Raw genomic sequence first — 12,654 nt, forward strand, 5'->3', positions numbered from 1 at the left:
TCGCATAGATGTGGTGTGATGCGGCTAGTCTAATCGGCATGTTGTGGGCACAAAGTTAGTCTTATTTTTTTATTCATTCATCAAGCAAATAGGTTATTTATGGAACCCATGGTCGTCATCGCAGCGCGTACTGCTGAAAAAGTTGGTAAAGAGATTTTATATGCGCATCAGAACCGCCACAAAATTGAATTGGACATCGAGTCGAAAGGACTTGATGGATTGGTCACACGTATTGATCGTTTCAGTGAAGAGCTGACGATTGAGACGCTAAAAGCCAGCTATCCGAATCATTCGTTTTTGGGCGAAGAGTTTGGTATGCAAGAAGGTCGCGGCGAAGACGCTGACTGGTGCTGGATTATCGATCCGCTAGATGGCACCAAAAACTTCGTTCATGGTGTGCCGCAGTTCTGCGTATCGATTGCTGTACAGCATAAAGGCGTTACTCAACATGGCGTGGTCTATGATCCAGTCCGTGACGAGATGTTCTCTGCTAGCCGCGGTAAAGGCGCGCGCTTGAACAATCGCCGTATGCAAGTGAGCGAACGAAAAACGCTTGATGGTGGCCTATTTACTACGGGTCATCCGCTTGAGCGTAAGCGCAATGGTGAAGTGATTTCTTATGCGAAAGAGCATTTTGAAAGCCTACAGAAAGTCTCTGAAGCGGGTGGTCAAATTCGTCGTTTAGGGTCTGCAGCATTGGATTTATGCTATGTAGCTGCTGGTCGTTTCGATGGTTATTTCGAGATGTCTATCAAGCCGTGGGATATCGCTGCTGGTGAGCTTATTGTCACTGAGGCACGTGGTGTGGTTGTCGATCATACAGGCGCGCACAACTCGATGACTTCAGGTTCTATTTTTGCTTGTAACATCAAACTGTTAAAGCCATTGATGCAAGTAGTCGTTCCGAGTTGGGGCGAGGCTGTATAAGTAGCAATACTTAAAAGTATTGATAATAAAAAGCTGGTTCCGTTAAGGAGCCAGCTTTTTTGTTGCTTTATCACTTTCACTGCCAACGGTTATACCCTGAAATTCAAGCGTCTTACTGGTCGTTTCTAGCAGTGTTAATTCTTCTTCTATCAGCGCGAGCATGTCTTGTACGTGAGGCAATGCCTTACTGCAAGCCGCAATACCAAACTCAATTTTATCCAAATAACTGGCTAACGTAATATTCATCGCTTGTCCGTTGAATACGATAGAAGCCGGATATAGAGATTGCAAGCGCGCACCATTCCAATATAGAGGTTTTTCAGAACCAGGTACGTGGGAGATAATGAGGTTAAAGGCTTGTTTTTTCGGGAATAAACCGGTTGCTAGATTGATACCTTCCCAAGCGTAGGCGATAACACTGTAGTTGATAACTTGTGCTTGGTTCATACGGCGGAAGCGGCGCTTACCACTGTTCATACTACGATGGATGAGCTGTATCCGACGTAATGGATCATCTAAATGTGTGCCTAGGTTGGCCAGTACAAATGACAGCTGATTACCCGATACGCTATTATCTGTACGCAGTGACATCGGTACAAAGGCAATTAGTGGCTTACTAGGCAACGCATCCATCGATATCAAATAGCGACGGATGGCACCAGCGCAAACTGCCAGTACCACATCATTTCTACTGATTTTTAATCTGTCGGCAATATCATTAAAGCGCTGAATATCATAAGACTGCGCTGCAATACGCCGTGATGCAGAGATACGCTTGTTCAAAATACTCATGGGCGCATCAAAAGTGCCGACATAGCCATCATCTCCAGAATTTTTGAGATTGTCTAGCAATTCTGTAAACACAGGCTTGATGGTAGATATCTGCTCTTTAATAATGCGTCTGATAGATCTTTTCGAAGGAAGTATGGCGTTGACGTGGTTACGATGACGTGCCATTAAAGACCAGATTGGCAGGGTTACGGGTTCAGTAGGTGACTGCGATAAAGATTTTTGAACGAGGCGCATGGCAGCAATGCCATCTACCAAAGAATGATGAATTTTGAAATATAAAGCAAAACGTTCAGGATCGCCTTCATTTTCTGGCTGAATGCCTTCAATCACGTGACATTCCCATAAAGGCATCGCGCGATCCAAGAGACGTCCATGCTCTCTTGAGACATACATGAGCAGTTCGCGTACCCGTGCAGGTTTTGGTAGTGCGACATGATGAAGGTGATGCTCGACATCAAAGTTTTTGTCATTTTGCCAAAACGCCATATGCTCCAATACTTGATTAAACGGGAAGCTTGGCGGTACATCAGAGTCTTGCATCTGTTTGACTAGCTGATAGACAAAGTCGCTATCAGCCGCATCTGGTACTTCAAATAAAAATAAACCACCTACATGCATAGGTTGTTTACGCGACTCAAGAAGCAAAAATAATTGGTCGACTGCTGTGAGAAGTCGCATAATAAATCCTTTTATGACGATGTGGTTGATTCGATCTAAAAGTGGGACAAGGCGATCAAGTATAAGTGTATAGGTAATACTTCACGTAAGGTTAACGCTGTCATACTTTTATTGTGAATTGATATACGTCGAATGAGAGACTGTCATTGGTAGGTATTCAATTAAGCCAAGTATTTAATGAAGCTTGGTGTTCAATGAAACAGTGACTAGGTTATGTTGAACATCTACCACTAGTCGCTGCCAATAGTAGAGTGTTCAAAATCCCTAAGTGCTTATTTACGCCTGACGTCATTTTTTCTTATTGTTTTATCACAGACTTTTAGACGTGTTGCTAGATGTTTTACTGAAAAAAGTATCCAGTTTGTGGCGAGCTAGCAGTTGCCATTTTACGTACCGGCATACGCCCTGCTAAGAATGCTGCGCGACCAGCCCACATGGCATGCTTCATAGCATGTGCCATCATGACTGGGTTTTGAGCATTGGCAATCGCAGAGTTCATCAATACACCATCACAGCCGAGCTCCATCGCAAGCGCTGCATCAGAGGCAGTGCCGACGCCAGCATCTACCAGTACGGGTACTTTAGCGTTTTCAATAATCAAGCTAAGCGTATGACGATTGAGCAGACCAAGACCTGAACCAATCAAGCTACCTAGTGGCATAATAGCGACACAGCCCATGCTTTCTAATTCTTGTGCGACGATAGGATCATCTGACGTATAAACCATCACCTCAAAGCCATCATCAATCAATACTTTGGCGGCTTTTAACGTTTCCATTACGTTTGGATAAAGCGTTTTTTCATCGCCCAATACTTCAAGCTTAACTAAGTTATGCCCACCCAATAGCTCACGAGCCAGCTTGCAAGTACGAACGGCAGTTTCGGCATCAAAGCAGCCTGCAGTGTTGGGCAATATGGTGTACTTATCAGGTGAAATTACATCCAGCAAGTTCGGCTCATTACTGTTCTGACCGATATTGACTCGGCGAATAGCAACCGTGACAATCTCTGCTGCTGAAGCCGCAATAGCAGCACCAGTTTCGGTCATGTCTTTATACTTACCAGTGCCAACCAACAATCGTGAAGAAAATGTACGACTGCCTACAGTAAACGTATCTTGTGAAAGTGGCGTAGGGCTGGTAGTAGAAATAGCGGCTTGTTGTGACATAAGGATAATCCTAATAGCGGGCGAACAAAGGTGACAAACGAAGAGTTAGTTCAATAGTAAAAGTTATTCATCGTAGGCAGTAATTTTATGGCAGGCGGCAGCTTCTAATCATGATGGTGAAGACCAGATAGGCAGCGTCCAAAATTGGAGCCTTGCTACTCACGAAAAACAAAATGTTATTATAACAAACTCATGCGCGCTTACAGACAATCTTTACCCAGTTTAACGATTTAAGCAACCCGTCTTTTTTATTATTGGTTTCATTAGGGTATACGACAATATGTACAGCGGCATCTATAGCAGTGGTATATATAGGTGGTACTTATGATTCATACGTTACGACAGACTATGCGCTGTAATACTATTGAGTAGGCGTTAGAAGGGTGTACATGTCAGAAGGCCTCAGCGATAGGTGCTGATGGGCTACACAATATTATAGTTGAAGATAAACGTTAGAAGCGGATAAGACGTTAGATATTTACACAGAGAGTATTGTTGCTGGTTATATAAGTGCTAACCTTAATCAACTACTGAAACGATGCGCTATACAAATATAAAAAGTGTATAGCGCATCATGTCTCATTGAGTCGGGATGAACTATTGGCTATTTAGCGGCTTCGTCATTTATCACTGGTTGACTGCTTTGCTCAGTATCTGTTTCTGCCGGAGACACTGTAGCAACTTCTGCAGCCTTTTCATTCGCTTTGCCTTGACGACGGGCCTCTAGCTCAGATTTAGGTATCCAAGCCCATGTCATCTCAACCACGATTGGGTCACGGTCGCTGTCAGACTCACGGTCATGAATCACGCAAGGTATAACCATTTCACCTTTTGGCGTATTTAAGATATTTAAGCGCTGCTCATCAGATAAACTTGCCACCGCAGCAATTTGACCTTTTTTGATGGGGCGATAAAAGTTAACCGAATAAGACTTAATTAATAGCACTCGGTCAGAGGGTAGGTTTAAACCCAAGATAAATCCGGTGGCCGTTTCAGCCAATAAGGTAATGGCCACTGCATGAATGGAACCAATGTGATTCTGTACAGACTTGGTGTTATTTAAACTGACAACCACCTGATTGGGGTTGACCGTTTCATAATAGACGCCTGTCGTGCCGACATATGGCACGACTTTGCCAAAGGCTTTGGACAAGATGCTCGATCGTGCACCGGCAGGCAAGTACTTAGTCACTGATAACAGTTTGGTGAATTGGTTGCTGATTGGCTTAAGTGTGCTGGTTGGCTTGTCGACTGGCAATCTTGTGTTGTCAGATATTTTAGCTGGCAATTTATTGGTCAGCTTGGTGGGGAGTTTTTTTAATAAACCTGACATACAAAATTCCTTAACTTAGATGCGTTGAATGAGATTTTGAGTAGTAGCGTGTATCATCATAGCGGAAAAATACGGAGTATTATGCAAGCCGCTATACTCACTATGTTACATTAACTACCGCTGTCCGACCATTATTAGAATGAACTGATGCGCTTATAAAACAACACTGATATGGTGATGTCTTGGACACTAGAAACAGTTTGGCTAGCAGCAGTGTTGTGCAAAATAATGCTGCTAGATGTCATGTGAAGCGTCACGCTATAATGATGCCGTTTTAGCATACTTTATTTATTTTTCTCACGTACACCTTATCTGCTGGATAACGCTATGCCTGACATATCACCTCATAAGCCTACTAATATTATTTATACAGGTGTGGCTGGTACGGGTAAAACCTATCGATTGCTACAAATTGCTAAGCAATATACCGACTACCTACCTCGAGCCAATTCTAATGATTTATTAGTACAGCTGTTGCAAGCGCTCAGCTGGCGAGATGTCGTCTGTCTAGTATTTTTAGATTTACAATCCAAAAATCAAGAATTGGTCAAGGTGCCTGAAATTGTCAATCATGAGTTTTTTGTCGCCAAGGCATCGCAGAATGAGCGAGAGAAACACTTAAGTAATACGGCATGGTCTGTGCTGCAAATGCATACTCCTACTAGCTCAGACACCGTAAGTTATAAAAATCGTGCTGGCCAAGCTTACTTTGATAAAGACAACAGTGGTGCATGGTATTTATTACCAGAAAGCATGGCGTTATTAACGGATTTATCGCAGCAACTAGAAGAGTTTCAGCAGGCAAAGCAAGACAATAATACTAGCCAAAATCAAGCTTTCAGTCAGCAGCATTTTAGCATGGTGAGCTTCCATCAGGCTTATGGCTATGAAGAGTTCGTTGAAGGCATTCGTCCTGTGATGGTGGCTTCTGGTCAGTCAAATAATGCTAATAACGGCCCATCTCAAATGAGTTATGCCATTCAAGATGGGGCATTTTTAAAGTTATGTCAGCGCGCGGCAAACAATCCCAAACAGCGTTATGCCATGCTGATTGATGAAATCAACCGTGCCAACGTGTCACGAGTATTTGGCGAACTACTCAGTCTGATCGAACCCGATAAACGCACAGGTATGACAAATGCGATGACGGTGAATCTGGCTTATTCTGGACGTACTTTTAGTGTCCCTGACAATGTCGATATTTATGCGACCATGAATACCCAAGACCACTCTTTAGCACCACTAGACATGGCACTACGCCGACGTTTTCGGTTTATTGACTGTCCACCACAGCCGGAGCTATTACCAATTATCAGTCTTAGTAAAGGCTCAGAAACGTCTAGTACAGCAGAACATAATGAAGCAGAAACCATAGATTTAGCTAAACTATTAACAGGTTTAAATCATCGCATTATTCAGACGCTAGGTGTGGATGCGCAATTGGGTCATGCGTTCTTATTTTCAGTGACGACCCTTGAGCAGCTACAAGGCGTACTAGTCGAACAAATTATCCCGCAGTTGGCGCAAGCGACTGGAGGACAAATTACTATGCTGCAGTATATTTTTAAAGATGAGCAGCAGCCAATGAGCGCACAGTTTATTCAGGACAGCCAAGCATTGATGACAAACGAGTTAAATGCTCAGATCGCCAATCAAAATAATCTAGCTGCACAAAATCAGATGTTTTCAGGGCATCACTTATTTCTCGATCAGTCAGTCAATGCAGGTAGCTATAGGGTTAATAGCGACCTAATTGCCAAGATAGGCGAGTTTATAAAACCTGCTGTCTACCAGCGTTTATATTAATTGGGTTATTAAAAATTGATAAATAACGATGGAAGAAATCAGAGTATCACCAGCAATAGTATCAATCGTAGTGGTATGGGCGAGCCTGATACGAACGTTATCACTGTATTTGAGCATCAACGCCTAACGGCTGATAGTTTCTTACAGATAGCTGATTTTCATTGGTTGATGGCACAAGAGTTCTCGGTGTTCAGCATCAAACGTCAGCAAGGGCAGTGGCAGCTGAAAGTCGGGCACTATATCGGTATCATTCTCCTGCCTAGCGGCATGGTATTAGAGATATTGCCAAAGCTTAACCCGTCTATTCAAGACAGCGATCTCGCACAAACCCGTCAATGGGTGCAAGGTATGATGTCTGATTTGATTGGTAATCGTGATCGAACCTACAATAAACTGCCTCATACAAAAAATTTAGGCCAGATCAGTACTCAGCTTACGTCACTACCGATAGCCGCATTGCCTTTATCAGATTGGCTGGTCACGCAGTTTTTGCAGCGATTGGCACAGCATCAACCGACCAAGCATTATCAATCGCAAACCCACAACCAAGCATCGCTACAAGGTCGACTACTCATCAAAGAGCAGCTGCGCCATAACAGCATGCAGCCGTATAAGTTCGTCTGTGAGAGTAGTGTGCTGAGCCAAGACATGCTAGGCAATCGATTGATTAAAAGTGCTTTGATGATATTAAGCCCACTATTAAAACAATCCACTACACCTAAATCTCTGCAAGCGTGGCAATCAATATCTATGCTAAGCCAGCATGAGATGCAGCGTCTTGAATCTATATATCATCAAGCAAAGCAACAGCTAGTCGGTCTGCCACTTCACGTGCAAAAATTACAGGCTATACAACAGTTGGTGGACTTGGCTTATTGGTTATTGCAACAGTCCAATACCGAAACGGGTCACATGATTGATCCGAATAAAGCATCTAAACACAAACAAACATCACCACGATTGTGCCTATTGATTGACATGAATCAAGCCTTTGAGCAATGGGTCAGCCAGCGTATCGCCTCAATGTTTAGCCAAGTAAGTCCGAATTATAGACCCCTATATCAAGCGCAGAGTGTCTGGCTAAGTGATACAGAAGGGCAGGCCTGCTTGTCTATACGACCTGATTTACTTATATATAAGACAGCAATTAATACTGACACTCATGCCGATACCCATGCCCACCAAGATCAGGACAATATAGAAGCAGCTTCTCACATTAACGCGTCAGGCAGTTATAGTCATGTCATCGATATTAAATGGAAGTATTTATCCCACGCAGCGAGCATTAGTGCCAGTGACGCTTATCAATTGACCAGTTATGCGCAGGCTTACCAAGCAGGTCAGGTCTGGTTGGTCTATCCTGTACAAGGTGATGAGAGACAACCGATAGCACTTAGTCAGCGGTCTCTGAATGGTCAAGATATTGATAATAATATGAATTCTGCTCAGTTATGGCTCATGCCATTTAATGTCTTTACTGGAACGATAAACGAGCGCTTGTGTTCGGCCTTGAATCGAGTATAATAGCGCTACCGATGGTTAGCGCCGTTGTAGGAAAGACTTTTTGTTTAAGCTGTTTTGATGAAAAGTAGGTGTTTTTGAAATAATTTAGAAATTTTTTAAATTAATTAAAAATAAGTGTTGACACTACCACCGTTTCCGCTTAATATGTGCACCTCGATAGCGAGGAACATTAACGAGTTAGCAGTATTTCTGATAACAAGTTAAGCAACAAACTATCGTGATAATAGAAATTTTCGGAGTGTGGCGCAGTTTGGTAGCGCATCTGGTTTGGGACCAGAGGGTCGTAGGTTCGAATCCTATCACTCCGACCATCTATTTTTAAGAGCCTTACAGGCTTTTTTTTATGTATAATGGTTTAGTTTCTGGTATATTTAGAACTGACTTTAATGTATAAAAGTCCTCTAAGAGCGCCTGTAGCTCAGCTGGATAGAGCATCTCCCTTCTAAGGAGGTGGCCGCAGGTTCGAATCCTGCCAGGCGCACCATTTAGCCTGCAAATTTTGCCTCATCAGGCAATAGTTATGGCGGTTGTAGCTCAGTTGGTAGAGCCCCGGGTTGTGATCTCGGTTGTCGTGGGTTCGAGTCCCATCAGTCGCCCCAATTTTTTCTGCATTACCTCTCTTTAGTATTTCTAGCTTTACCTCATTATAAACCCCCCATATAAATAATTAACATATGCCACTTTTGGCGATTTTTTGCGTCTATACGATTTGTTTTGATGACAAGTCTTCTGTATAAGCGACCTGTCTCTGTGCCTTCTTCATTATTCCTTAATGGCTCTTATATAAGCCAATAAAGATAAGCTTTTAAGTTGTGCATTATGATAAGGTTTTAAAGACAGTTGGTGTATACGACGCGACTGATTTTATATTATTGAAGGGGTAACTGATGGATGCATTGAGTGTACTGTTACAAAACGTACATTTGTTTGAAACCAAATATTATCGCCTGAATGGTACTGGCAATTGGTCTTATTCCATCACTCGGCAAGATACAATTTTGTTTTACTTGGTTATGTCTGGTAGCTTTTGCATTGATGTCGGTAATGGTATGCGGCAGGCACATACTGGTGATATGATTATGATTCCGAACGCGCATAGACATGTTAGCTATGCGTTGAACCATCATGGTGATGCTGCAGAATCGTTGGATGATCTACTACCTAGTTGTAAAAGTAATACGCTTGAAATCAATGGCAATGGTGACCCCAATTCATCTTTGATATTGATTGAATGCAAATACGATAAAGAAATGATTCGTCCTTTATTATCTGTACTGCCTCCGATTTTGCCTGAAATAAATGATGCCTCTGATGGTAGGTTCGAAGTCATCGACGTCGAGATTAAACTCTTAACACTAGAAGCTGAACGTGAACGCATGGGCAAGACTGCGGTCATCAATCATTGGGCAAGTATTATGATGATTGAGTGCTTACGTGTGTATATCGAAAGCCTGCCTGAGGCCACAGAAAACTGGCTAAAGGCGATGAAAGATCCATTTCTGACCAAAGCATTGGCCGCTATGCATGAAGACCCAAGTCAAAGCTGGACAATTCATAATCTCGCCGAGGTAGCCGGTATGTCACGCTCAAGCTTTGCACAACGTTTCAAAGATACAGTTGGGATGCCACCGTTGACCTATCTGATCGATTATCGCCTGCGCTTGGCTGCACGTTATTTGCGACTACAGCAAAACAGTATCAGCCGTATTAGTGAGCTGGTTGGCTATGCGTCAGACTCAACCTTTAGTCAGGCATTCAAGCGCGTTTATGGGGTATCACCTAAAGCATATCGTCAGCAGTATCAAAAAAGAATACTGGCTTAGCTTGCGATTACCGTACTCATTTTTGTTAAAAGCGTTAAGGGCACCACTGTGCCTTTAGCGCTTTTTTTATGTTTAACTATGATGAATGAGATGTCGATAGAGACTTTTTATCTGACTGTTACGCCTGATGTTTTGACGATGTATGGCTGACAATGTGCTCATGTTCAGGTACTATGGAGTAATGAATTATCTAGGCACATGTGCTTATTTTTAGCGTACTATATTTCACTGTATGGTAGGAATATCGTATGGTCTAGATGATGTTTATTTTTGCTGCTGATGGTATGTTATGACTGAACCGACCGCAAAGCCAAGCGCACAAGCCAATAACCAAAAAGGCTCTGCTGCCTCTGCTAAAAAACAAAGCAATATAAGTACAAGTAACGCTACGGACAAGGTTGAGGATAACCCATGCCTAGTAGAAAGTACGGAACAAGACAACATAGTCGAGCCACTTGATAAGGCAACATTGCTAGCGCTGTTTACGTTACCAAATTCAGAAGAGATGGTGGCTGAAGGGGTAGGGATTGAAGTAACGTCTAAAACTTCATCTACTGGATTGGCTCATAGCCATTCGACGACGCAAAAACCTGCTGATAACCAGAATAATATCGCTGAACAACGAGTGGCGCTTTATCGGGCTCAGCACGAGCGTACTCGTCTGTTATATATGGCTTCTGCCAGCACACGTCCGACTTATCTGGTACAAACGCTCAAGCTACAGTTTGCAGAGCATCAGCAGTATTTACTCGCTCAACAGCTTGATAAGCGTGGTCTGATGGATACGGATGGGTTAGAGCGTCTTTGGCAGCAGTTACATGTGGTTGACGACATCATTGCCGATATTATCCGTCATATGCCAGCCCAACAACCAGCAGGGTGGCAGCTGACTACCCAAGATGGTCGCAACCCGTTATGTTTTGCAACTGTGGGCAAGCTAAAATATGGTAAACCTATCCTTGATCAAGGCAGTCTCAATAGCTATGTGCTTGGCCACTTTGGTGTGAGTAGCTTTACCTATGACCGCGGCTATTATATTGGGCATGTCGTTGGTTACTTATTTAGCTGTTATTTCTGTGCTCATTTGTCTATCAGCTACGGTGTTACGGCACTGGGTCAGTCGGTCGTTGCAGATTATGATTATGCCAGTCTCGAGACTCCGCATATGGTGAGACTGTTGCAAGGGTTGGATGGCTATTGTAAAAAACGTATCTATCAATTGGCGGTTATTTGTGCGCGATTAAGTGTGTTTGCCAGTGAGAAGCGCATCGAAAGAATGTTGATTGCAGAGGTAAATGATTTCGACAAAAAACTGCAACAACAGCATTTAGATGTTCTGCTATTGCAAGGCATAATGCCAGATAGCAGCGACTCTACGCCACTTCTTTAAGTTTTGACTCTCTCAAATTTATCGTTAGATATTATTATTGAATATGGCTGTATTATCCTTTGGCGCTTTATTTTAACTGAAATTGCCAAAGACTTTGACTGGTTAGTGCGAGCGTTAAGGCTGTACATTTAAGCCATTCTTTGATTATAGGATATCTACTATAGCTGCTTCTCTAAACCTTACCTTAGCTTTCTTAATATTTGCTTACTGTTGTATATTATTGACTGAGTCACATTTTTACTATGGTAAAACCAGTCATCAAGCTATAGTGAGCTTTCTTTAAACAACCATCATTATCCAAAAGTTATTGTTATAGAAATTAGCCATTATGCTACTTACTCTTATTGAAAGTATCAGCACAGAGGTATACTAGAAAAATAACGTATAGACGGGGTGTTTGACTGTTTAAATGAGTTATCGCTCAAAATCAATCAATAAGACAATTATTGGTTGATATTTTTTATCAAGAGATAAAATAAAAGCCGCTCTATACCGTTTTTACATTATAGAGTTTTGTATGAGACAGTCGTTTTCTAATAATTTGAGTACAAGAAAGCTGGTTTAGGTTTTCCCCATCAGTCATTAAAAGTAGCAATCAAAGGTAGCCATTCATGTCAATCCAAACGTCAACATCAGCCGCAATACTAAAGCGTCCGGCTAACAAATATTATGTGCTTGCATTTACCGTTATGGGTGCTTCGTTAATGGCTGGGTTGTCAATGACATCCATGAGTGCGCAGGCCGCTAGCTTAGGTGAGCTGTTCAGTAACAGTAATAACAAATCAAAGTTTTTGCCCGTTGATAAAGCCTTTCAAGTAGTGAGTAGCACTAAGGCGACATCTAAAGGTACGCAGTTGTCAATTAATTTTGACATTACACCAGGCTACTATGTCTATAAGAATAAATTAACCTTAAGTTTTCCTAAAGGCGTGAGCGCCTCACCATTTAATTTTAGTCAGTCTCCTGTCTCAATTGATGATCCAACCTTTGGTAAAGTACCTGTGTTTACGCAAAGAAATATGGTGGCCACCACGATGCTGACCACGAATAATGGTAAAGGTGCCAAGAATGTGCCGGTTGTGATTGGATGGCAAGGCTGCGCCACTGCAGGTTTGTGCTATCCACCAGAAAAGGTAAAAACCACGGTCGATATCGCTGTTAGATAGTGAGTAAGTCGATTTAACTCTTGGTCGTAAACATAGTCATAAACATA

Annotated in this window: 9 protein-coding genes and 3 tRNA genes; 9 read left to right on the forward strand and 3 right to left on the reverse strand. The window is 42.5% G+C overall.

The genetic code is table 11. From position 1 onward, the window contains the following. The first annotated feature begins 99 nt into the window (after nt 1-99). Nucleotides 100-927 carry an inositol monophosphatase family protein gene (locus I6E61_RS01905; RefSeq protein WP_110921870.1) on the forward strand — a complete coding sequence of 276 codons (828 nt, stop codon included), beginning with the start codon at nt 100-102 and terminating at the stop codon, nt 925-927. Nucleotides 928-969: 42 nt separating this feature from the next. Here I6E61_RS01905 and I6E61_RS01910 read toward each other — a convergent pair whose 3' ends face one another. From I6E61_RS01910 to I6E61_RS01920, 3 genes are all read right to left on the reverse strand, one after another. Continuing rightward, nucleotides 970-2,397: a wax ester/triacylglycerol synthase family O-acyltransferase gene (locus I6E61_RS01910; protein ID WP_197128948.1), complete on the reverse strand. Its 1,428-nt coding sequence runs from the start codon at nt 2,395-2,397 to the stop codon at nt 970-972. A gap of 340 nt (nt 2,398-2,737) precedes the next feature. Continuing rightward, on the reverse strand, nt 2,738-3,565 hold the full coding sequence (locus I6E61_RS01915) for a thiazole synthase (protein ID WP_197128950.1): 828 nt from the start codon (nt 3,563-3,565) through the stop codon (nt 2,738-2,740). A 604-nt stretch (nt 3,566-4,169) separates the two neighbouring features. Then, nucleotides 4,170-4,898, reverse strand: a complete 729-nt coding sequence (locus I6E61_RS01920) for a DUF4442 domain-containing protein (RefSeq protein ID WP_227685624.1) — start codon at nt 4,896-4,898, stop codon at nt 4,170-4,172. 327 nt (nt 4,899-5,225) lie between these two features. Between I6E61_RS01920 and I6E61_RS01925 the strand changes: the two genes are divergently transcribed. The 8 genes from I6E61_RS01925 (at nt 5,226) to I6E61_RS01960 (ending at nt 12,607) form a co-directional block, all read left to right on the forward strand. Beyond that, nucleotides 5,226-6,704, forward strand: coding sequence for an McrB family protein (locus I6E61_RS01925; protein WP_227685625.1), 1,479 nt, complete (start codon nt 5,226-5,228; stop codon nt 6,702-6,704). 15 nt (nt 6,705-6,719) lie between these two features. Beyond that, nucleotides 6,720-8,228: an McrC family protein gene (locus I6E61_RS01930; protein ID WP_227685626.1), complete on the forward strand. Its 1,509-nt coding sequence runs from the start codon at nt 6,720-6,722 to the stop codon at nt 8,226-8,228. A gap of 234 nt (nt 8,229-8,462) precedes the next feature. Beyond that, nucleotides 8,463-8,539 (forward strand) — tRNA-Pro (locus I6E61_RS01935). 96 nt (nt 8,540-8,635) lie between these two features. Further along, nucleotides 8,636-8,712 (forward strand) — tRNA-Arg (locus I6E61_RS01940). 39 nt (nt 8,713-8,751) lie between these two features. After that, nucleotides 8,752-8,827 (forward strand) — tRNA-His (locus tag I6E61_RS01945). Nucleotides 8,828-9,115: 288 nt separating this feature from the next. Further along, nucleotides 9,116-10,051 carry an AraC family transcriptional regulator gene (locus I6E61_RS01950; protein ID WP_197128952.1) on the forward strand — a complete coding sequence of 312 codons (936 nt, stop codon included), beginning with the start codon at nt 9,116-9,118 and terminating at the stop codon, nt 10,049-10,051. Between the two features lie 289 nt (nt 10,052-10,340). Then, nucleotides 10,341-11,441 (forward strand): hypothetical protein, encoded by a 1,101-nt coding sequence (locus tag I6E61_RS01955; RefSeq protein WP_197128954.1) that lies wholly within the window; start codon nt 10,341-10,343, stop codon nt 11,439-11,441. A gap of 611 nt (nt 11,442-12,052) precedes the next feature. Continuing rightward, complete coding sequence (locus tag I6E61_RS01960; protein WP_197128956.1) at nt 12,053-12,607, forward strand: protein-disulfide reductase DsbD N-terminal domain-containing protein; 555 nt, start codon at nt 12,053-12,055, stop codon at nt 12,605-12,607. The last annotated feature ends 47 nt before the right edge of the window (nt 12,608-12,654 follow it).

Origin of the sequence: Psychrobacter sp. NZS113 (assembly GCF_015864825.1) — a bacterium.
GTDB lineage: Bacteria > Pseudomonadota > Gammaproteobacteria > Pseudomonadales > Moraxellaceae > Psychrobacter.

Coding starts and splice junctions, on each gene's coding strand:
- I6E61_RS01925 (WP_227685625.1), top strand. CDS start 5,226: ATGCCTGACATATCACCTCATAAGCCTACTAATATTATTTATACAGGT.
- I6E61_RS01950 (WP_197128952.1), top strand. CDS start 9,116: ATGGATGCATTGAGTGTACTGTTACAAAACGTACATTTGTTTGAAACC.
- I6E61_RS01905 (WP_110921870.1), top strand. CDS start 100: ATGGAACCCATGGTCGTCATCGCAGCGCGTACTGCTGAAAAAGTTGGT.
- I6E61_RS01960 (WP_197128956.1), top strand. CDS start 12,053: ATGTCAATCCAAACGTCAACATCAGCCGCAATACTAAAGCGTCCGGCT.
- I6E61_RS01955 (WP_197128954.1), top strand. CDS start 10,341: ATGACTGAACCGACCGCAAAGCCAAGCGCACAAGCCAATAACCAAAAA.
- I6E61_RS01920 (WP_227685624.1), bottom strand. CDS start 4,898: ATGTCAGGTTTATTAAAAAAACTCCCCACCAAGCTGACCAATAAATTG.
- I6E61_RS01910 (WP_197128948.1), bottom strand. CDS start 2,397: ATGCGACTTCTCACAGCAGTCGACCAATTATTTTTGCTTCTTGAGTCG.
- I6E61_RS01915 (WP_197128950.1), bottom strand. CDS start 3,565: ATGTCACAACAAGCCGCTATTTCTACTACCAGCCCTACGCCACTTTCA.